16 protein-coding genes, 1 tRNA gene, 1 pseudogene and 1 riboswitch (1 of these 19 only partly in view) are annotated in these 21,544 nt (G+C 66.8%); of the genes and pseudogenes, 4 read left to right on the forward strand and 14 right to left on the reverse strand.

The features are described from left to right. Positions 1-29: 29 nt before the first annotated feature. The 5 genes from pnuC to HMPREF3113_RS03525 all read right to left on the reverse strand — a co-directional run bounded on the left by pnuC (position 30) and on the right by HMPREF3113_RS03525 (position 6,892). On the reverse strand, positions 30-626 hold the full coding sequence (pnuC, locus tag HMPREF3113_RS03505) for a nicotinamide riboside transporter PnuC (protein ID WP_083298711.1): 597 nt from the start codon (positions 624-626) through the stop codon (positions 30-32). Further along, positions 623-2,788, reverse strand: coding sequence for a TonB-dependent siderophore receptor (locus tag HMPREF3113_RS03510; RefSeq protein ID WP_070470828.1), 2,166 nt, complete (start codon positions 2,786-2,788; stop codon positions 623-625). Before HMPREF3113_RS03510 ends, pnuC begins: the two co-directional genes overlap by 4 nt. Before the next feature lie 67 nt (positions 2,789-2,855). Next, a riboswitch (TPP riboswitch) is annotated at positions 2,856-2,951 on the reverse strand. A 40-nt stretch (positions 2,952-2,991) separates the two neighbouring features. Next, entirely contained in the window at positions 2,992-4,128 is a 1,137-nt protein-coding gene (locus HMPREF3113_RS03515; RefSeq protein WP_070470829.1) for a phosphotransferase enzyme family protein, read from the reverse strand. A gap of 103 nt (positions 4,129-4,231) precedes the next feature. Further along, positions 4,232-6,430: a translocation/assembly module TamB domain-containing protein gene (locus HMPREF3113_RS03520; RefSeq protein ID WP_070470831.1), complete on the reverse strand. Its 2,199-nt coding sequence runs from the start codon at positions 6,428-6,430 to the stop codon at positions 4,232-4,234. Between the two features lie 72 nt (positions 6,431-6,502). Then, on the reverse strand, positions 6,503-6,892 hold the full coding sequence (locus tag HMPREF3113_RS03525) for a RidA family protein (protein WP_019185037.1): 390 nt from the start codon (positions 6,890-6,892) through the stop codon (positions 6,503-6,505). Between the two features lie 141 nt (positions 6,893-7,033). Here HMPREF3113_RS03525 and HMPREF3113_RS03530 point away from each other — a divergent pair. Continuing rightward, positions 7,034-7,961: pseudogene (locus HMPREF3113_RS03530) on the forward strand (LysR family transcriptional regulator). Positions 7,962-7,988: 27 nt separating this feature from the next. Here HMPREF3113_RS03530 and map read toward each other — a convergent pair. The 9 genes from map to HMPREF3113_RS03575 form a co-directional block, all read right to left on the reverse strand. Then, positions 7,989-8,756, reverse strand: coding sequence for a type I methionyl aminopeptidase (map, locus tag HMPREF3113_RS03535; RefSeq protein ID WP_070470833.1), 768 nt, complete (start codon positions 8,754-8,756; stop codon positions 7,989-7,991). Further along, complete coding sequence (locus HMPREF3113_RS03540) at positions 8,753-8,965, reverse strand: ParD-like family protein (protein ID WP_019185031.1); 213 nt, start codon at positions 8,963-8,965, stop codon at positions 8,753-8,755. The genes map and HMPREF3113_RS03540 overlap by 4 nt, the downstream gene beginning before the upstream one ends. 137 nt (positions 8,966-9,102) lie before the next feature. Continuing rightward, entirely contained in the window at positions 9,103-10,005 is a 903-nt protein-coding gene (locus HMPREF3113_RS03545) for a cation diffusion facilitator family transporter (RefSeq protein WP_019185030.1), read from the reverse strand. Positions 10,006-10,033: 28 nt separating this feature from the next. Continuing rightward, positions 10,034-12,322 carry an Orn/Lys/Arg family decarboxylase gene (locus tag HMPREF3113_RS03550; protein ID WP_070470835.1) on the reverse strand — a complete coding sequence of 763 codons (2,289 nt, stop codon included), beginning with the start codon at positions 12,320-12,322 and terminating at the stop codon, positions 10,034-10,036. 21 nt (positions 12,323-12,343) lie between these two features. Next, entirely contained in the window at positions 12,344-13,693 is a 1,350-nt protein-coding gene (gene adiC / locus HMPREF3113_RS03555; RefSeq protein ID WP_019185028.1) for an arginine/agmatine antiporter, read from the reverse strand. A 51-nt stretch (positions 13,694-13,744) separates the two neighbouring features. After that, a complete protein-coding gene (locus HMPREF3113_RS03560) occupies positions 13,745-15,178 on the reverse strand; it encodes a DcaP family trimeric outer membrane transporter (protein WP_070470837.1) in 1,434 nt (477 codons plus the stop codon). Positions 15,179-15,651: 473 nt separating this feature from the next. Beyond that, the gene (dsbG, locus tag HMPREF3113_RS03565; protein ID WP_070470839.1) at positions 15,652-16,473 is read right to left on the reverse strand and encodes a thiol:disulfide interchange protein DsbG; all 822 of its coding nucleotides are present in this window, start codon (positions 16,471-16,473) and stop codon (positions 15,652-15,654) included. A 41-nt stretch (positions 16,474-16,514) separates the two neighbouring features. Then, entirely contained in the window at positions 16,515-17,315 is an 801-nt protein-coding gene (locus tag HMPREF3113_RS03570) for a TlpA disulfide reductase family protein (protein ID WP_083298712.1), read from the reverse strand. 114 nt (positions 17,316-17,429) lie between these two features. Continuing rightward, positions 17,430-18,494, reverse strand: coding sequence for a helix-turn-helix domain-containing protein (locus HMPREF3113_RS03575; RefSeq protein ID WP_083298713.1), 1,065 nt, complete (start codon positions 18,492-18,494; stop codon positions 17,430-17,432). Positions 18,495-18,705: 211 nt separating this feature from the next. On the opposite strand from HMPREF3113_RS03575, the gene HMPREF3113_RS03580 reads away from it, so the two are divergent. From HMPREF3113_RS03580 to HMPREF3113_RS03590, 3 genes are all read left to right on the forward strand, one after another. Beyond that, positions 18,706-19,104, forward strand: a complete 399-nt coding sequence (locus tag HMPREF3113_RS03580) for a heavy metal-responsive transcriptional regulator (RefSeq protein WP_070470841.1) — start codon at positions 18,706-18,708, stop codon at positions 19,102-19,104. Next, positions 19,101-21,434: a heavy metal translocating P-type ATPase gene (locus HMPREF3113_RS03585; RefSeq protein WP_083298714.1), complete on the forward strand. Its 2,334-nt coding sequence runs from the start codon at positions 19,101-19,103 to the stop codon at positions 21,432-21,434. The genes HMPREF3113_RS03580 and HMPREF3113_RS03585 overlap by 4 nt, the downstream gene beginning before the upstream one ends. An 82-nt stretch (positions 21,435-21,516) precedes the next feature. Beyond that, positions 21,517-21,544 (forward strand) — tRNA-OTHER (locus HMPREF3113_RS03590); it runs 52 nt beyond the window's last position.

Consider the following 21,544-nt stretch of genomic DNA (forward strand, 5'->3'; position numbering starts at 1 on the left):
GACCTGAAGCAACGAAGGGCGGCGCGGACTTAACCGCGCCGCCCTTCTGCGTTGTGGAGCAGCGCGTCGTTGCGTGCCACCGTCCACGCGCGCAGCCCCATCACCGCCAACCCGACAAAGACCAGATACAGCACGGCCGTCACGTGCAGTGACTTGACCATGTACATGCCAACGTAGACGACGTCGACCAGGATCCACAGCCACCACGCGGCCGTATGCCGCCGTGCCTGCCACCACTGGGCGACCAGGCTCAGTGCGGCCAGCATCGCATCCAGCCACGGCAGCGCTGCGTTGGTGTAGACATGCATCGCCGCGCCGAGGGCGAGGCCGAACACCACGCCGATGGCCAGATCACGCCACAGGGCGACCCGCGCCAATGGCACGATCGCGACCCGGCCATCGTCCTCGACCTGGCCACGCCAGCGCACCCAGCCGTATACCAGGAAGCCACCGAACACGATCTGCAGCAGCGTGTCCGAGTACAGCCTGGCTTCGACAAAGACCAGTGCATACAGCGCGACTGAGATCAGCCCGACCGGCCAGGCAAGGGTCACCCGTCGCGTCATCAGCCACACGCCGAGCATGCTGACGATGGCGGCCGACCATTCCAGGATGGCCGGGTTCATAGCGCGAAGGTGACCGACAGCCGGGCCTGACGGGGCGCGCCCGGGAACAGGTAGTAGTCGCCCGAGCTGCTGCCGGTGTCACGCCAGTAGAAACGGTTGAACAGGTTGTCCACCGAGAGGTTCCAGGTCACCGGATGCTCACCCACGCGGTGTTTGAAGCGCAGCCCGGCGTCGAACACGCTGTAGGCCGGTGCGCTGACGCGGCCGTCGGCGGTGGCCACGTTGGAGGAGGCATAGCGCCAGCCGCCGGTCAGCCCCAGGCCGGTCACGAACGGCAGCTGGTACTCCGCATGCACGGTCGCGCGCGTCTTCGGCACGTTGATCAGCTGGTGCCCCTCGTAATCCGCCGTGCCCGCATCGCGCGCGCGGGCCCGCAGGACGCTCGCACTGGCGGCCAGCGACAGGCGCGCGGTCAGCTGCCCCTGTGCGGTGAGTTCCAGCCCGGTATGGGTCTGCTGCCCCTCCTGGACGAAGGTGTAGCCCGCATCGCTGCCGTCCGGCTTGGCGTACTGGAACGGCTGGGAGGTGCGGAACAGCGCCGCCCCCAGCGTCAGGGTATCGCTGGGCACGTACTTGACGCCCACTTCGGTCTGTCGCGACAGCACCGCAGGCAAGAACGTGCCTTCGTTGGAGGTCCAGAACGGCGCTTCCTGACCGAGCGAGATGCCGCGCACGTAACTGACATAGGCGTTGATCTCATCGGTCGCCTTCCAGACCAGCGCGGTCTGCGGCAGGAACCGCGACAGGCGGCTGTGCCGCTCGGGATTGCCGCGCTTGTCGTAGGCACGCTCGTCCAGCCGGACGAAGCGGCCACCGGCCAACCACTGCCAATCACCGAAGCTCATCCGGTCCAGCGCGAACACCGCCGTCTGCGCACTGTCCAGGCGCCGCGCGGACGGGCCCGGCATCAGCGGCGACGGGTCGAACTGCGGCACCTGTGCATCATGGATGTTGGCCGTGCCGACGTACTCGTTGACGTTGCGGCGCTTGTCCACGGTGCGCTCGAACCGATCCGCGCCAATACTCAGTTCGTGCCGGATCTCGCCGGTGGCGAAACTGCCACGCAGCTCGCCACGGAATTCCAGGTTGCGGCGGGTGTCGTCCGGGCTGCGGTAATCGTAGATGTCGTAGTCGCCGTTGGGCGCAAAGTAGTTGCCCGGCACACTGCCATCCGCACAGCCGGCAGCGTAGTAACAGCCGTAGGCGAAGGCGACGTTGTCGTCGATCACCGAGCGGCTGTAGCTGGCGGAAACGCGCGACTGCCAGTTCGGACTGAAATCGAAGGTATGCAGCGCGGTCAGGTTGGTGCCGTTGATGCCGACCGGCCGCTGCCAGGCCTGATAGCCCAGCAGGTGCTTGCGGTCCACGCCGCGCGGCAGCTCGGTGGCGCCCAGCAGCTGATAGCCCGAGGCCGAGCGCTGCGCGCTGGTCTGGTAGTTGGCATCCACTTCCAGTTTGCCGCGCTCGCCGATCAGCCAGTCGGTGGCCAGCGAATAGAAGTTGCGGCGACCGTCGGCATGATCGATGTAGGAATCGCTGTCTTCCCAGGCGGCATTGAAGCGGACCCCGAAACGTGGCGAGAGCCAGTGGCCCAGATCCACGGCGGTGTAGCGCGAGCCTTCCGAGTCGGTGCCGAGGGTGACAGTGCGGACCTCCGCCGGGCGCTTGCCCACGTAGTTGATGATGCCGCCCGGGGCCATCACACCCGCGGCGAGGCCGGCCTCGCCCTTGAGGATTTCCACCGCCTGGATGTTCTCCAGCGCCAGCCGCTGCTCACCGGTGATGGCCAGCCCGTTGAAGCGGTAGCCGGTGCCGGTATCCAGCGGGAAGCCGCGGATCGCGATGTTCTGGTAGTAACCAACCGGCGCGTAGCTGTCGCCCAGCGACGCATCATTGCTGGCCAGCTCGGACAGCGTCCGGACCTGGCGGCTGTCCAGCAGGTCGCGATCGAGCACGTTCACCGAGGCCGGCGTGCTTTTCCAGTCGCCGGCGCCGAAGCTGCCGGTCTGCATGGCGGTGGCTGCCGGCTGATGCGCCTGCACGCGCACGGCGGCCAGTTCCGTCGGCGAGCGCTCGGGCGCCTCGGCGAGTTCATTGGCATGAAGGGGCAGCGCGGCGCAGAGGGCGGCGGACAACAACGTAGGGCGGAAGCAGCGGTTCATTCGATTCGTCATCAGCTGGAGGAGACGAAGCGAAGGCGCGCACGCGCACCGACCCATCACGGCGGTATGCCTGCTGCTCAAAGCTCCCTACGCCGGTGCAAACCGGATCAGGTTCCAAGGGACTCTCTCAGCCTGGTTTCGCCAGGCACCCCCGCTTCTGTGACTATTTCACTACAAATGGTACGGATTTGCGAGCCCGCCCTTCAGGCGGCTGCGTGCAGCGCCTTCAACAGGCCCTGCCCGGCCGCGCTGCTGAACCAGTCAGCGTGGCCCAGCAGGAAGGTGTGGTAGGCCACGTCGGCATTGGCAGGCGAGTGCGTCACGCCCTGGAAGTACTCCACTTCCGACAGCGCGAAATCGAGCTGCACGATGGGCAGCAGATCAGCCAGCAGATGCACGCGCTTGGCCGACAGCGGCACGATCTCGCGGTAGCCGGCCAGCAGCGCCAGCGCGATATCCACGCGCACGGCCGCCTCGCCGCCTTCCAGCGCCAGCCAGGCAATGGCGTTGCGTTCGATGGCGGTCGCAAGGTCGAACAAGGCACTGGTCGGTGAGGCAAGACCCAGATCAAGCACGGTATCGACCACGGTGGCATCTCCTTGCTGGCGCCAGAGCAGATTGGAAACATGCCAGTCGTTGTGTGCCCACAGGCGCGGCTCGGCCTGCAGCCGCGCGACCAGGCCGGCGTGCCACGGCGCAACGGCCCGCCGCAGATCACCCTGCCAGTCCTGCCGCGCGAGATAGGCGGCCAACCCGGGACGACCCGGAAGATCGGCCTGGATGGCGGCGATGGGGTCGGCGGCACGGATCAGATCATCCCGTGCGACCAGCAGATGGGTGCTGCGCTGGGGCGCGTGATAGCAGGCCGACGCGCTGTGCAGCTTGGCCAGCATCCGCCCGGCTTCGCGCGCCTGCGCGGTATCGGTCAGCGGCGTCCAGGAAGGTGCATCGCGGTACAGATCCTGGCCCTGGCCCACGCGATGCAGCTCGTAGGTCCAACCCTCGTGCTCCACTGCCGTGGCGCCATCGCGGTCACGCAACACCTCGACCACCGGAACGCCGTGATCGGCCAGATGCTGGATGAAGCGATGCTCCTCGGCCAGGCTGGCTGCCGTGCGGACGCTGCCATGGTGGCGCTTGACGAACACCCGCTCCCCGTCGGTCTCGACGATGGCGGCGGCGGACATCGGCCGCGGGCTGTGCCACACCAACCGGCCAGCGCCGGCCAGCGGTGCGAAGCGCTCGCGCAGCCAGCTGACCTCGCGTTCGGTGATGGCGGGCCAGTCGGCGGCCACCTCATCGTTGTTGAGGCCTTGGACGCGGTGGGTGCTGTTGCTCATGGAATGACGGGTCGATGACGGGCAAAGTGCGCGCTGTCACCAGACAGTGGGCGCGGCGAGGATAGCAAGCCGGGCCCGGCAAGGGGGAAGCAGATGCCTGCCCTCAGCGCTTGCTGTCGCTCGCCTTTGCTGCGGCCGGCGTGGCCGGCAGCAGACGAGGCTGCTCGGCATACCAGTCACGCGCACCGGCGAGGTGCCACTTTCGCTGCTCTCCCTGCAGCTCGATGCCGGCGCCCAGCACACCCCAGCGCAGGTACAGGTCGCCCCGGCGTTTGCCATGACTCAGATCCAGCCGCGCCTGCAGGGACAGCCGCTCATTCTCGGCCTGCAGGTCCTCCACGATCAGTTCGCCACTGCGCCAGCGCAGCTGGCCACTGGCCTGCACTTCGCCGGAATCCAGCATGCCGAGTACCCAGCGCGGGTACTCACTGCGCTGTGCGAACACGCCCAGCAACGGCCCGGCATCGCGCAGGCGCAGGTCGGCCAGCCCATCCACCTGGAACGGCGCGGCGGCATCGATGTGGCCGCTGCGGATCGCGACCTTGCCCCACCAGCGGCCGTCACTCTTTTCATCGCCTACATGGATGTTGCGCAGCTCCACGGTGGTGCCACCGAGATCGAACTGGCGGCTGTCGAAATCCGCACGCTGCAGACGCGCCTGGAGTTGCGCATCGCCGCGCATCGCAATACCGGCGACGCTCAGCCGGGCACCGGTGCCCCGCAGATCGGCACTGCCCTTGCCGACCCGCCCGGAGGCATCCAGTGAGACATCCCCACTGAGCAGGCCGGTCCCGCCGAGCAGGCGCACGTTGTCATTGCCGAGGTAACGGTTGTAGGCGGTCAGGTCCGGTACCCGTGCATCGGTGAAGCGGAGCTGGGCCCGCATGCCGTCGCTCAGCTGCTTCAGGCGCGCATCACCGCGCAGGTTCAGCGCAAGCTGCCGCCCATCGAACAACAGCGCCTTGGGTGCATTGGTCGGCGCGGCCTGGAAGCGCGGGATCTGTACCTTCAGTTCGGCCTGCGCAGGCGTGCCCTCGACAATCCGGCCCTGCGCCTGGGCATCGCCCCGCATGCGGACGCCGGCGACTTCGGCCACCGCCGCCACCTGCGGAATATCCACTGTGCTGCCCGGTGCGAGCTCGCCGTCGGCAAGAATGATGTCAGCCTTGAGCAGACTGCCACCGTCGAGATGGAACCACGGCTTTTTCACGAACAGATCGCTGATCCAGTTCAGCGACTGGAACTGCCATGCGCCCTGGACCTTGCCGGACAACCGCGGCAGCAGCTCGGCCGGCGCCTGGAACGGAATCTTCCGGCCGGTCACGCGGAGATCGGCGTTGAGCTCACTGCCCGTCTCCGGGTCACGCGGCAGCCGCGCCTGCACCCGCATGTCCTGCGCCACGTCCAGCTGCAGCGACAGCAGGCCGCGGTCATCTGCGTGTACGCCGGCGTGCAGTGGCAGCCGCCAGACCAGACGGCTGCCGGGACGCAGCGCGCCCTGCTCCAACGTCACATCGGCAGTGAGGCGCGCATTGGAGACCGCGCTGCCGACCTTCACGTGCGGGCCGCCGGTGTCGATGCGCAGCCCCTGGCTGCGCGCGTCGATCTGCAGCTGCGCCCAGGTGATCCCGAGCTTCTGCAGGCCCGGCGCGTCGTCACGGTAATGCCGCGGGAAGTGGAACCGTGCGGCGATATGGGCATCGTCCAGCACGTTCACGCCATCGAAGCTGACCTGGGCGTCATCGAAGCCGGCAGTGGAGTCGAACAGCTCCGAAGGCCCACCTTTGAGCTGCTTGAGGAACCCGACATTCCCGTGCCCCTGGCCGACGATCAGGAGCTTGCCGAAGCGCCCACTGCGGATCGTGTCGCTGTGGATCGCATCGAAACGCAGCGTCCAGCCACGGTCGCCGCGCGGCGGCGGCGGAATGGCGTTCTCGACCCGTTCGACCTCCGCTTCCACGCCCGTCGCGTCGATCCGCGGAATACGCACTTCCTTGCGCAACAGCGCCGGCAGGTCGATCCACGCACTGGCCCGATCGGCACGGAACACGTACTGGGTACGATTGGCCTGGCCGCGCATGCGGATGTTCCAGACCACGGCCTGCCCCGGCATCAAGGTCACCGCCGGGCCGGTCTGCATCGTGAATTTTTCAGGTTTGCGGTTGGTCACCGCATCGAACAGCGGCGTATTGAGGAATACGTTGCCCGCCAGCAGGTACAGCGCATACAGCGCCAGCAGCGAGAGCAGCGCCACGCGCCACGGCCGGGGCCAGCGCTGGACGCGCTCGGGAATCAGGGGCATGTGGATCCGCGACAGGAAGCAGGATGACGGCCCACTATCGGCAACGCGCAGCCGTCACCGCGTGAAGGCGTGCTACGGCAGCTTCGCGATCACCTTGATCTCCACGTCGAATCCGTACAGCCAGGTCACCCCGATGCCGGTCAGCGTCGGGTACGGGGCCTCGCCCCAGTAATCGGGCACGATCGCCCAGACCCGTTCGAAGATCTTTTCGGGATTGACCAGGAACACGGTGACGTCGACCACGTCCTCGAACGTGCAGCCTGCGGCGCCGAGCACGGCGTTGAGGTTCTCGAACGCGCGCCGCACCTGGGCCTCGAGGTCGGGTTCGGGCGAGCCATCCTCGCGGCTGCCGACCTGGCCGGACACGAACAGGAAGCCATTGGAGCGTACGGCCGGCGAATAGCGGTTGCGCTCGTACAGCGCTTGGCGGCCCGGCGGGAAAACGACGTCACGTGTTGCCATGAACCACCTCTGCCTTGGGCCGATACCGGCCCATCAAGAATGAAAGGCCACGGTAGACCGGCAGGGGGCACCGGATAAACGCGGCCTGCTGCCCAACATTGTTTGTAGAATCCAAACAATCATCCTCTCCGTGGAAAGCAGATGGACCGGTTCGATGCGATGCAGGCCTTTGCCCGGGTCGTGGAAACGGGGCAGCTTCACCAAGGCGGCCGAGACACTGCACATGAGCCGCACCACGGTCACGCAACTGGTGCAGCAACTGGAAGCGCGGCTGCGGGTGCGCCTGCTGAACCGCACCACCCGGCAGGTGAAGGTCACCGCCGACGGCGCGGCCTATTACGCGCGGGTGATCCGCCTGCTGGCCGACATCGACGACGCTGAAACCAGCCTGTCGACCGCGGCGGCGGCGCCTCGCGGGCGCCTGCGCATCGACGTTCCTGCACCGTTCGCCCGTCTGATCCTGGTGCCTGCCCTGCCCGGGTTTCAGGCGCGCTACCCGGATATCCAGCTGGATCTGGGTGTGAGCGACCGGAACGTGGACCTGATAGACGAGAGCGTGGACTGCGTGATCCGCGGCGGGCAGATCGCCGATCAGTCGCTGATCGCCCGCCATATCGGCGATCTGCAGGCCGGCCTCTATGCAGCGCCCGGCTACCTGGCCCGGATGGGACATCCTGCCCATCCGGCCGATCTTGAAAACAGCGCGCACCACATCGTCGGCTACCGCCGTGCGCGCGGCGGTGGCGTGCTGCCCTATACCCTGCAGCGCTGCGATGTGTCCCTGACCGTCCACGGCCAGTACCTGTTGGCGGTGGACGACGGCAACGCCTACCTCGCCGCCGGCGTGGCCGGCCTGGGGGTGCTGTGGCTGCCCGAGTACATGGCGGCCGCCCACGTGGCCGAAGGCGAGCTGGTGCGCCTGTTCGCTGATTGGCAGCTGCCGCCGATGCCACTGCATCTGGCCTTCCCACCCAACCGCCACGTCAGCGCCACGCTGCGTGCCTTCATCGATTGGGTCGGTGGCATCGTGGCCGATCATGCACCCGTGGTGCGACCGCCGCCGGGCTGATGCACGATGCAGCCACGGATGCCCGCCTCAGTCGGGCATCCGCTCGCCCGTGCGCAGGGTCAGCACCTCCACCCCGTCGGCGGTCACCAGCACGGTGTGCTCGGCCTGCGCCGAGAGCTTGCCGTCACGGGTGGTCACGGTCCAGCCGTCGTCGCTCATGTCGATGGCAGCACGGCCCTGGTTGATCATCGGCTCGATGGTGAAGGTCATGCCCGGCTCCAGTTCCAGCCCATCGCCGCGACGGCCGTAGTGCAGCACCTGCGGCTCTTCGTGCATCTGCTGGCCGATGCCATGGCCGCAGAATTCGCGGACCACGCTGTAGCCGTGGGCCTTGGCATGCTGCTGGATCGCAAAACCGATGTCGCCCAGCGTCGCGCCCGGGCGCACCACCCCGATCCCCTTCCACATCGCCTCGCGGGTCACCCGCACCAGCCGCTTGGCCGCGTAATCGACCTCACCGATCAGATAGGTCTTGCTGGAATCGGCGATGTACCCCCCCTTTTCCAGCGTGATGTCGAGATTGACGATGCTCCCACTGCGCAGGATGGCATCGGCCGAGGGCACTCCATGGCAGACCACGTTGTCGATGGACGAATTGAGCACGTAGCCGAAGCCATACTGGCCCTTGCTCGCCGGGCGCGCCTGCAGCTCATCGACGATGAAGCGCTCGACCCAGTCGTTCACCTGCAGCGTGCTCATGCCTTCCAGCGGCAGCGTGTCCAGCGCTTCGAACACCTGGGCCAGCAGGCGCCCCGATACCCGCATCAGCGCCTGTTCTTCAGCGGTCTTGATCATGCTTCGGCCACCCGCAGTGCGCCGGGTTCAACCCCTGCAGCACGCAGTTCACGGTTGACGATCTCCTGGTAGGTCGAGCCGGGATTCATTTCGCACAGCATGCCGATCTTGATCCAGAAACCGGCCTGGGCATTGATCGAGCGGCCCGAGACGCCGCTGGCGCGGCGCAGGTTGTCGTGCAGTTCGTCGTCGATGTTCACGATGCCCATGGGCAACCCCTCTCATACGGTATATACACATCATATACGTTTCGTATAGCGCTGTGCAGGCCCGCCCAGGGGTCGTCACCGGCCGTCTTCGCGCCACTGCGATGCTGGACGGTCGTGATCGCGCGGTCAGGGATCGATCAGGTCCAGGCCGGATCGGCGGTGAAATCGATGGTCAACCAGAACTCACTGCCGCGCGCATCCAGGCGCTCGGCGATCTCATCACGCAGCCGGTCCACATTGCCGATGTTGCCGATCACCGTCTCCGGGTGGGTGAGGATGTGGATCTCCACGAACCGCATACGGCCCATCTTGGCCACGTGGCTGGTGAAATCCAGATAGCCGTGTTCGGCGACGAAGTCCTTCATCACCGCCTGCACGCGCGCATCCAGCGTATCCGGCGCCACCTGCAGCACTTCGCGCATGGCCTTCCATGCACTGCGCAACGGTACGGGTAGTACCGCCACGCTGATCGCGGCCAGCACCAGCGGATCCAGATAGGGTATCCAGTGCGCATGCTCGCCATCGCGCAGCAACAGCGCGATCGCAAACGCCAGCACCACCGCCAGGCTCATCATGCCGCTGAGCAGCCAGGCCCGCACGTCCAGCCACAGCAGCGCCGAGTGCAGCTGCATCGCGCGGGTGCGCACGAAGGCCGCCATCGCCAGATTGCTCACGCACAGCAGGGCCGCCCACAGCAGCGCAGGCCCGGCCTTGACCTCATGCCCTCCCGTGGTCAGCCCGATCACCGAGTTGGCCAGCGCATAGATGCAGGCCAGCGACAGGATCGCCCCGCCAAGCGCCTCCACCATCGGCTCCAGGTGCCAGTAGCCATACTGGAAGCGCGGGCTTTCTTCCCGCGCCACCAGCCGCAGTACCGACAGCGCCACCAGGGTCAGCGCCACGTCCACCAGGCTGTAGACGCCATCGAACAGGATGGCCTGCGATCCCACCAACAGGCCACCGATGAAGCCGATGGCGCTGACCGCCATCGTCACCCCGATGGAGAATTTGAGGACCCGCTGCTCGCGTGCTGTATCCATCGCTGGCCGAGGGTCCTGCGCGCAGGCGTCAGACCTTCAGCACCTCCACCTTGTAGCTCGGCGCATCGCCGTCGGTGTCGATGATAAGCCCGTGCACATCCGACTCGAAGCCCGGGAAGCGCGCGTTCTGCTCACGGGCGATCCGCAACGACTGGATGATCGGCTCATCGCTGGCGCCGAATCGCTCGCCCGGCATGATGGTCGGGATGCCCGGCGGGTAAGGCACCAGCATGGTGCCGGCGATGCGGCCGCTGATCTGTTCGATGTCGACCCGTTCGATCTGGCCGCGGACCAGATGGTCATAGGCTTCGGCGGGCGTCATCACCGGCTCGGGCAGATCCACGTACATGGCGCGCATCACTTCGGCCACGCCGAACTCGCCGTTGAAGGCGTGCAGCGCATCGCAGAGGTCACGCAGGCCCCACCCGGCGTAGGCGATCGGGAACTCGGCCGCCAGCTGCGGCAGTGCGCGGGTCAGCGGCGCGTTGCTGTCGTAGAGCTCCTTGAAGGCCATCAGCTCGGTGACCAGGGTGCTCCACTTGCCCTTGGTGATGCCCATCGAGAACAGGAACAGCACCGAGTACAGGTTGGTCTTCTCCACCGTGATGCCGCGGGTCCACAGGAACTTGCTCAGCACTGCGGCCGGAATGCCGCGCTGGCCCATCTCGCCGTCCATCGAGAGTCCCGGCGTGAGCAGGGTCACCTTGATCGGGTCGATCAGCACGTAGTCATCCACCAGGCCGTCGAAGCCATGCCAGTGAGCGTCCGGCTGCAGGTACCACTCGCTGCGCTTGGCCACCATCGGGGCCGGTGCGTCGCCCTTGGCCAGCGAACGTTCCAGCTTGTCCGGCTGCCACACGCTGAACCACCAGTCGTCGCGCCCCAGATCCTCGCGTACGTGCAGCATCGCGCGGCGGAAGGCAATCGCCTCGTCGTGCATCTCCTGCACCAGCGACTCGCCCGCGGCGCCTTCCATCATCTTGGAGGCCACATCGCACGCGGCGATCACGCCGTAATGCGGGCTGGTGGTGGTGTGCATCATGAAGGCTTCGTTGAAGCGTTCGGCATCCAGCGCCTGGGTCGCGGCGTTGCGCACGTGGATCATCGAGGCCTGCGAGAACGCGGCCAGCAGCTTGTGCGTGGAGTGCGTGGTGAAGATGATCGCATCCTGCTCGCGCGGCTTGCCCTTGGCCATGCCGTAATGGTTCTCATAGAACGGATGGAACGCGGCATAGGCATACCAGGCTTCGTCGAAATGCAGGAAATCGACCGCGCTGCCGATTTCCTCGGCGATCTTTTCGGCGTTGTAGCACAGCCCGTCATAGGTCGAATTGGTGACCACCGCGATGCGCGGCTTGGAGCCGGCCTTGTAGGCCTTGCTGGCCAGCGGGTTGGCGGCGATGGCCTGCTGCAGTGACTCGGGCGTGAACTGGTCCAGGCTGATCGGGCCGATGATGCCGTGCGCGTTGCGGCTGGGGGTAAAGTACACCGGGACGCCGCCGGTCATGATCAGCGCGTGCAGCAGCGACTTGTGGCAGTTGCGGTCAACAAAGACCACGTCGCCCCGCCCCACGGTCCCGTGCCAGACGATCTTGTTGGCGGTCGAGGTGCCATTGGTGACGAAGAAGGTGTGGTCGGCGCCGAAGTTGCGCGCCGCCTCGTTCTCGGCATCCTTGATCGGGCCGGTGTGGTCGAGCAGCGAGCCCAGCTCCGGCACCGAGATCGACAGGTCGCTGCGCAGCGTGTTCTCGCCGTAGAACTGGTGGAACGCACGGCCGACCGGTGATTTGGTAAACGCCACGCCGCCGGCATGGCCAGGCGTGTGCCAGGAGTAATTGGACTCGGCGGTGTGGTGGATCAGGGCCTTGAAGAACGGTGGCAGCAGATTGGCCATGTAGTCTTCGGCCGCCCGCATCACCTGCCGCGAGATGAAGCTCTTGGTGTCTTCGAACAGGAAGATGTAGCCGTGCACGAACTTGAGCAGCTTGCTCGGCACCTTCTCGATGGTGCGGCGCTCGCCGTACAGGAACACCGGCAGGTTGGCGCGGCGTGCGGTCTGCTCGCGCAGGAAGCCCAGCAGGCGCTGGAACTGCTCCGGGTTCTCCTCGGTGCCGTCGATGGAGATCAGCACCGCCGAGGCCGCCACATAGGTGCGCGCGCCGGCCTGGGCATCGGCCAGGGTCAGGCCGCACAGCACGCGCTGGTCATTCTTGCGCAGCTCGTCCACCAGCGCACGGATCAGGATGCCGCCGATGCGCGGGGATTCGTAGTCGTCGTCGATGACGATGATCGGGTAATCAAGGGACTTGAAGTACACAGGGATTCTCCTGGGGCAATATCACGAAAGCGTCGTGCGGACGGCGGCGTCGAGCGCGGGCAGCTGGCCGCGCTGGCGGCGGCGCTCCTCGCTGAAGAACGGGTAGAACACCGTGATGAAGAGCACGAACAGGAAGGCGTACTGCACGATGTTGCCGGCCGACCCGAAGATCGCCCACAGGCAGTACACAACGGTGACGCTGGTCAGCAGCCAGAACGCGCCAGTGTGCACCAGCGTGTGCGAGCGCTCGACCACGAAGTAGCAGGCCACGCAGGAGTAGATGTACGGCAGCAGGGTCAGCACCACCGCCGCCGAGGTGATCACATCGAACTGGGCCGAGGCGGTCTTGGAGGTGGAGGTGACCAGCACCGCCAGGGTCATCAGCACCGCCACGATCAGCACGCCCTTGACCGGCACGTCGTCCTTGTTGGTCTTGCTGAAGATGCTCGGGAACAGGCCGTCATCGGAGGCCGCCTTGGCACTCTGCGCGGTCAGCAGGATCCAGCCACCGAGCGAGCCGGCCGCGCCCACGAAGGCGCACAGGCTGACCAGCGCCCCGCCCCAGCCACCGACCGCATTGGCCGCGGCCAGCGCGAACGGCGCATCGGAGACCTGCAGGTCGCCATTGGGCACCATGCCCATGATCACCGAGGAGCTGGCGATGTAGGCGATCGCAGCCAGGAACACGCCACCCAGCGTCGCGCGGGCCACGTTCTTCTCCGGGTTCTCGACCACGCCGGCAGTCACCGAGGCCGATTCCACGCCGATGAAGGCCCACAGGGTCAACGCGGCGGCACTGGAGATCGCGCCGAAGTTGGACTCCCCGGAAACGTTGTAGGCGCCCTTGAAGATGGTCGGGTCGAAGAAGAACCAGCCGAAGATCGCGATACCCAGGATCGGCACCAGCGCAAAGCTGGTGGTCACCGTCTGCAGCTTGCTCACGAACGAGGGGCCGATCACGTTGGCGAAGCTCAACGCCCAGACCAGCGCCAGCACCGCGATGCAGCGCGGCAACGGCTCGGACAGGATCGGGAAGAAGTAGCTGAAGTAGCCGACTGCCGCGATCGGGATGGCGACGTTGCCGATCCAGTTGGCGAACCAGTAGATGGTGTTGGTCTGGAAACCCATGTAGGGGCCGAACCAGTCCCTGGCGTAGGCATAGGGACCACCGGCCTTGGGCGCCAGCTTGCCGAGCTTGGCAAACACGAAGGCCAGCAGCAGCGCGCCGGCGGTGGTGATCAGCCAACCCCAGATCGAGGCCGTGCCGATCTTGGCCAGGCTGGAGGGCAACAGGAACACCCCCGACCCCATCATGTTGCCGGCCACCAGGAAGGTGGCACCGACCACCCCGATTTTCTTCGCTTTTGCCATGACGCTTGCTCCTTTGCCAGGCAGGGACCCGGTCATGCCGGGCGTTGGGAGTTACTTGATGAAGTTGTATTGCAGGCTGCCCTGCAGCCGCATCGTGTCGCCGCGTTGTCCACTCTGCTGTTCCAGCTGCCCGTAGAGCAGCTCCATGCCCATCGTCCAGGACGGGGCCGGGCTCCAGAGCAGGTTGAAGACGCCGTAGCGGCTCTGGCGGAACGCATCGGCGGCCAGCGCATCGTTGCGTCCACTGGTGAGCTGGCCGTAGATCAGGTTCGAGCGCCACAGCGGCGACCAGTAATGGGTGTAACCAACGAAGCCGCCGTACAGCGACAACGCCTGCAGCCGCCCGTCTGCGCTCACCACCGCGTCCATGCCCGAACCGGTCAGGTCGGCCGTATAACGGGCCAGGCCCTTGCCGCCGAGCATGCCGAACAACAGCAGGTCCTGTTCGCCCACCGCGGCCGAGCCGCTGAGCTGCAGGCCACCCGCAAAGCGCCGGCCATCGCCGGCATCGCCGTCGTACCCCAGGCTGCGTGCGACCGCACCCAGCTGCAGATGGCCCCAGTCACGCTCCATGCGCGCGGTTACGGTGACGTCCGGCAGTTGGTCCACCGGCATGATCCCCTCGGCGGGGTTGCTCAACTGGGTATCCGGATCCTCGGCCGCCACGGTGAGGGTGTTCCCCTTGCCCATTGCGAAGCTGTGGTGGATGCCGGCCACGAGCAGGTACCCCGCCCCACCCGGCCCGGCGAAATCCAGGGTGTCGGGCAGGCTGTCGGCATCCATGAACGTGGAATAGCCATAACCGGCGTAGGTATTGCCCAGTTGCCCGTAGGCGTGGCGCAGGCGGAACTGATAACTGTCGCTGCTGCCGAAAAAATCGTTTTCCAGATAGAAGCGCAGGTTGCCATGCGTGGTCGGGCGCCGCGCTTCGAAGCTGAAGCGGGTCTGCTTGGCATGCAGCGTGAAGTTGGAGACATCCCGGTGCGCACTGCCGACCGGAATCGACGAGGTGACGAACTGTTCCTGGTCACCGGCTGCGCGCGAATCGGCGATCGCATCGAGCTTGGCGTAGCCGCCGATGCGGATCAGCGTATCGGTATTGGGGATCGCGAAGAAGCCTTTCAGCTCGGGATCGGTCGGGCCGGCGGCGCTGTCCGGGCGGGAGGCGGCGCTGGAGGGATCGGCGACGGAATCGCGTTGCGGCAGAATCGCCTGGCCCATGCCCGGCACCTGGGCTTGGGCCGTCAGGGGCGCTGGCAAGGCGGCGGGCGTGACGCCCGTACCGGAGGCAGTCGCCGCCGTGATGGCCGGCGAGGCAGGTGGAGGCTGCCCGGATTCGATCGCCTGCAGTCGTTTCTCCATCTGCTCCAGTGTCTGCCGCAGCGTCTGGATATCCTGCCGCAACGCGGCGGCCGAATCCTGGGCGTACGCCGGCGCCGCAGCCAGTGCTGCCGCGCAGGCGACCGTCAATACAGACAAACGCATCACGTCCTCCTTGAACCGTACACAGTCCCACGCGTCGATTCCGGCAGGCGTCCATGACGCCGCAGGCAACCGGCACGCAGCCCGGCACTGCAATGCGCGCGACCTCCGCCTGCGCGTGGTCCGGTGGCGGTCAAGCCGGCGGACGCATCGCGTGCGTGGGTACGCTCGCACGGGATCCCCTCATCCCTGATGACAGCCACGCATGTGCGTGTCAGCCAGCGCCTTGAGTAACAATCGCAAAGTGAGAATGCCGTGAATGTTGTCAGGCAGTTTTCTGACTGGGCAGTCGCACGTCCGGTGCGTGTGGAGCAATCCATGAAATAGCGCATCGAGGCAGCTTAGCGACCGCCCCGTTTTCAGCCTTGATCCAAATCAAGCCGAATGCGTCAACGCATCCGGGCCAGGCCGCACGACGCCCAAACCAAGCGCGCCGGGCAGAGCCCGGCGCGGTGTGCAGTGATACCCGGTTCGGCTCAGCGCGGGCCGAGCACCACGGTCATGTCATCGCCCTGGGGCATGCCGGAACGGCGCTGTACCATGCCCTGGGCATCCTTGAACAGAATACCCGGCGTACCCTGGAAGCCCAGTTCGATCATCAGTAGCTGATTGGCATCGAGCTTGTTGGCGACCTCCGCGGTCAGCGAAGCCGCCGGCTTGATTCCGCCGCGATCGAACAGCCGTTCGTTCTCCAGCAACGCGGCGCTGGGGTTGGGCGCGGTGAGGATCGCCGCCGCCTTGGCCGGGCTGTCCTCACGGATCACGCCGACCATCACGTGGCGCAACTGCACCTTGCCGGCGTCCACCCACGGCCGCGCCGCTTCCCAGAAACGATGGCAATACGGGCAGTTCGCATCGCTGAAGGTGTAGACCACGCGCGGCGCATCGGCGCGGCCATCACGGACCCACGCGCTTTCATCCAGCTTCTTCCAGCTGCGCTCGGACATCGGCTTGGCCACCAGCTTTTCCAATGGTGCCGCCCCCACATCCTCGCCGTTGGCATCGAACAGGCTGCCGACCACGACGTGCTTTCCGTCCGCGGTGACGTAGGCCGCCGCGGGCTGCTGCCCACCGACCACGCCGGCAAAGCCGCGCAGGCCACCGGGCGCGTCGAACTCGCCGATCACCTCAAAGCCGTGCTTCTCGATGCCTTTCAGCACCGCCGGGCGATCGGCACCGCCCTTGGCCGGCGCGGCATCAGCGGCGCTGGGCGTCTGCGCCTGGCTGCACCCGGCCAGGGCCATCAACAGCGAGACCGCCAGCACGGTGCCCAATGGGCGCGAGGACTTCAACTTCATGGTGACTCCTGGATTCAAGGAACATGACAACGCGACCACCCTTACAGGCTGTCGAGCTTGGATTGCAGGCCGGCGGCACTGAGTTCGCCCAGATGGATCTGCTGCAGCCGGCCCTGGCCGTCGAAGAACAGGGTAGTCGGATAGGCATGCACCTGCAGCCGCTCGGCGGTGAGCGCAGCCTCGTCAAGCAGCACGTTGTCCAGCGTCAGCTGCTCGGCGGCGATGAAACCCTCGACCTCTTCGCGGGCTTCACCCTGGTTGACAAACAGGAAGCGGATGTCCGGGTGGCGCTGCTGCGCGCGAGCCAGCACCGGCATCTCGCGCCGGCAGGGGCCACACCAGCTCGCCCAGAGATTGACCACCACCGGGGTGCCCTGCGTGTCGGCCAATGCGATCGGCTCACCCTGCAGCGAAGTCAGGCTGATCGCCGGCAGCGTTACCCGCGATTGCTGCAGCCAGCCAGCACCCGCCGACAGTACCGCCCAGCTCAGCACGCCGGCCAGGGCGGCGGCCACGACCGGCCGCCGGAGCGACGGCCAGCGGCGCAGGCGCCAGGCGCCCCATCCCAGCCCCGCCACCATCGCCGGCCACACCAGGAAGCCGCCATCGCCAATGCGCAGCACGCCCCAGGGATCCTGCGCATAGTCGCCCAGGTGCCAGATCACGAACGCCGCACGTCCGGCCAGCAGCCCCAGCAGCAGCATGTCTACCACCAGCGACCGCGGACGCGGCACGCCTTCGATTGTTGGAGCACGCACCACACTGGCCACCAGCATCGCGATGGCCAGACCCACCAACACCCACACGACCGCAAGCGGTACCGGGCCTACACTGCTGATCATTGCTTTTCTCCGCCGCCGCCCGTGATCTGCCACGTGGCGACGGCTGTTGCATCGGGCCCGCCGGCATGGTCCCAGCAAGCCGACAGGGGATCAAGCACGCGACAGTCGTGCGATTCAGGCAGCCGGACGAATCGATTCAAGCACCCGGGCGACCGGGCGTGAGTGCGCCCGCTCACGCTGCTGGGCAGCGAGCTGGCGGCGATAACGTGCCGGAGTCAGCCCGACAATACGCAGGAACAGCCGGCGGAACGCGCTCTGGTCCGAGTACCCCACTGCCCATGCAACCTGGTCCACGACGCCGCCGGCCTGCAGCAGCAGCTGCGCCTTGGCGATGCGCAGGCGCTGGCAATACTCGATCGGGCGCATCCCGGTGGCTTTCAGGAACCGACGCTGCAGCGTGCGCGGTTCCAGCCCGGCCTGCACGCAGATGTCGTCGAGCCCCACACCCCGGGCAGCGATGCCATGCAGCCAGCGCTGTGCTTTGAGGATGCTGCGATCGCCGTGGGCGAAGTTGGGGCTGAAGCGTTCCAGATCATCCAGTTCCGTGAGTGGAATCATCAGCTGCAACTGCTGGATGACGGTATTCATCACACTCTGCCCATAGACCCGTGCGATCAGGCGCAGGCTCAGATACTTCCATGCGTCCGGTCCGGCGGCGGTCAGCAGATCGCCATCGTCGACCAGGGTCCGTTCACACGGCTGCCAGCTGGGCACCATCGTGCGCAGCGCCTGGCAACGGGCCGGATCGGGCACGCTGACCGGGCGGCCGGCCAGGATGCCCGCCGCGGCCAGCAGCAGGCCACCCTCGTCGCAGGCCGCGAGCAGGCTGCAGCCATCGTGGCATTCGCGCAGCCACGCCAGCAGGCGTTCGTCCGGCGGTGCCATGGACCAGCTCGATTCGCTGCCGGGGATGACGATGATCGCCGGCAGTGCATCGCCGAACAGTTCGGCGCCAGCAACGCGCTGCATGCTCCGGCTGGACATCGTCCATCGCGTCACCAGCATCCGTGCGCCGGTGCGGCGCCCCGCGGCCACTGTGCGGTTGCAGCGCTGGGCAAGTTCGGACAGCACCGGTGCGGCGGCGCGCAGACTGCCGGGGAATTCAACGACCGCCACTTCCATCAGGGTCGGCGCGTCCGGCCGGCGGTCCGGCTGCAGCGTGTTGCGGGGTGCGTCCATGGCCATTCTCCTTGAACAATGCCTGCCGACACGGGGCCGGGCAGAACAGGTCTGTACATAAGATGGCCTGAGGCTACGGGCGTCCCGCGAGGACGACCATGCAACTAATTGCAAATTTCACGCGCGATGAATCTTCAGTTGGGTTCCAGCAAGGCTTGACCCTTGACCAGACTCCAGGGTCCACAATGACCGGGTCATCCACGAGGTGCTCATGAACATTGGACAGCTCGCGCGCCAGGCAGGCGTGCCCATCGATACGGTGCGCTACTACGAGCGGCAGCAGCTGCTGCCCACCGCCCGCCGCAGCGCCGGCGGCTACCGCGTCTTCAGCGAGGCCGACCTGACCCGGCTGCAGTTCATCCGCCGCGCCAAGGCGCTGGGTTTCAGCCTGGATGAAGTCGCCGACCTGCTCGGCTTCAGCGATCAGCGCGGCCAGGACATGGCACAGATCCGCGACAGCGCAGTGAACAAACTCGCCGATATCGAACAGCGCATCAACGAGCTGCAGCGCATGCACCGGGCGCTCAAGCACCTGGTCGAGGCCTGCCCCGGGCACGGCGACAACGCGCAGTGCCCGATCCTGTCGGCGTTGACGGACGTCCGCCAATGACGCACGCCCACGATCACCCCGGCGCCACGGCGACCAATGCAGGCACCGTCAGGGATCCTGTCTGCGGGATGATGGTCGACCCGGCCACCACGCCCCACCATGCCCGCCATGACGGCAACGACTACGCGTTCTGCAGCGATGGCTGCCGACGCAGGTTCATTGCCGACCCGCAGCGCTATCTGGCCGCACCTGCTGGCGTCGTCAAACCAGCCCCCGCCGGCACGCGGTACACCTGCCCGATGCACCCGGAAATCGTGCAGGACGGTCCCGGCAGCTGTCCTCTGTGCGGCATGGCGCTGGAACCGGCGATGCCCAGCCTTGAGGAAGGCGAGAACCCCGAGTTGACCGACTTCCGCCGCCGCTTCTGGTGGAGCCTGCCGCTGAGTGTGGCGACGATGGCCCTGGCGATGCTGGCGATGACCCCCGTGCTGCATGGCCTGGCGCCCGATCTGCGGGTGTGGATCGAGTTGGCCCTGGCGACGCCGGTGGTGCTGTGGGCCGGTTGGCCGTTCCTGCAGCGCTGGGCGCAGTCGATCCGCAGCCGCAGCCCGAACATGTGGACCCTGATCGGGACGGGTGTGCTCGCTGCGTACGGCTACAGCGTGGTCGCCACCGTCGCGCCCGGTCTGTTCCCGCCGTCGTTCCAGCAGCACGGGCATGTCGGCGTCTATTTCGAGGCCGCAGCAATGATCATCTCGCTCACGCTGCTCGGCCAGTTGATGGAGCTGCGCGCACGGGCAAAAACATCCGCCGCGATCAAGGCGCTGCTCGGCCTGGCACCGAAAACCGCACGCGTGCTGCGCGCGGATGGCCGCGAGGAAGACGTCGACATTACCGCGCTGCAGCCCGGCGACCGCGTGCGCGTGCGCCCGGGTGAGAAGGTGCCCGTGGATGGCACGGTCGTCGAAGGCCGCTCCTCCATCGATGAATCCATGCTCACCGGTGAGCCGGTGCCAGTGGCCAAGGCCGTGGGCGACGCGGTGATCGGCGCGACACTCAACGGCACTGGCAGCCTGGTCGTCCGTGCCGATCGCCTTGGCGATGACAGCATGCTGGCGCAGATCGTGCAGCTGGTGGCGCAGGCGCAGCGCTCACGCGCCCCGATGCAGCGCATGGCCGACACCGTCGCGTACTGGTTCGTGCTGGCGGTACTGTCGGTCGCGGTGCTGACGTTCCTCGGCTGGGGACTGTTCGGTCCGGCGCCGTCATGGACGCATGCGGTACTGAGCGCGGTAGCGGTGCTGATCATCGCCTGCCCGTGCGCGTTGGGGCTGGCCACACCGATGACGATCATGGTCGCCACGGGTCGCGCCGCGCAGCACGGGGTGCTGTTCCGCGATGCCGAGGCGATCGAGGCACTGCGCCAGATCGACACGCTGGTGGTCGACAAGACCGGTACCTTGACCGAGGGCAAGCCAGCGTTCCGTGACGTACAGGCGGTGACGCCCTTCGCTGCCGATCAGATCCTGCAATGGGCGACCAGCCTGGACCAGGGCAGCGAGCATCCGTTGGCGGCCGCGATCGTGGCCGAAGCACGCGCGCGCGGGATGCCGCTGGCCAGCGTGGACGATTTCGATTCCCTGACCGGCATGGGTGTGCAGGGCGCGGTGGACGGCAGGCAGCTGCTGCTTGGCAATACCGCGTTGATGGACGAACACGGTATCGCGCTGGACACGCTGCGCGAACGTGCCGAGCACTTGCGCAGCACCGCGGCCAGCGTGATGTACCTCGCCGTCGACGGCCAGCTTGGCGGCCTGCTCGCGGTGGCTGACCCGATCAAGGCCTCCACCGCCGAAGCGATCGTGCAGCTGCACCGCGATGGCCTGCGCATCGTCATGGCCACCGGCGACGGCGCGGCCACCGCGGAAGCCGTCGCGCGGGAACTCGGCCTGGATGACGTCCACGGCGAGATGCGCCCCGCCGACAAGGCCGCGTTGATCCGTTCGCTGCAGGCGCAGGGCCGCAAGGTGGCGATGGCCGGCGATGGCATCAACGACGCGCCGGCGCTGGCGAGTGCGGACGTTGGCATCGCGATGGGCAACGGCACCGATGTGGCGATGTCGAGCGCACAGGTCACGCTGGTCAAGGGCGATCTGCGCGGCATCCTGCGTGCGCGCCAGCTGTCCACTGCAAGCGTGCGCAACATGCGGCAGAACCTGGGCTTTGCGTTTCTCTACAACGGCCTCGGCATTCCTGTTGCAGCCGGCGTGCTGTATCCGCTGGGCATCGTAATGTCGCCGATGTTGGCGGCGGTGGCGATGAGTCTGAGTTCGGTCTCGGTGATCAGCAATGCACTGCGGCTGCGCCATCAACGACTGCCCGGCGAGTGACCGCGGATTGCATGACGATATTTCTTCACTTTTTTCTTGCCAATCCAAAACGTCGTCGCTATGATTTCGCTCCTCACGACGTGGGGCCATAGCTCAGCTGGGAGAGCGCC

The sequence above is a fragment of the Stenotrophomonas sp. HMSC10F06 genome (assembly GCF_001807865.1).
GTDB classification, from domain to species: Bacteria; Pseudomonadota; Gammaproteobacteria; order Xanthomonadales; family Xanthomonadaceae; genus Stenotrophomonas; species Stenotrophomonas bentonitica_A.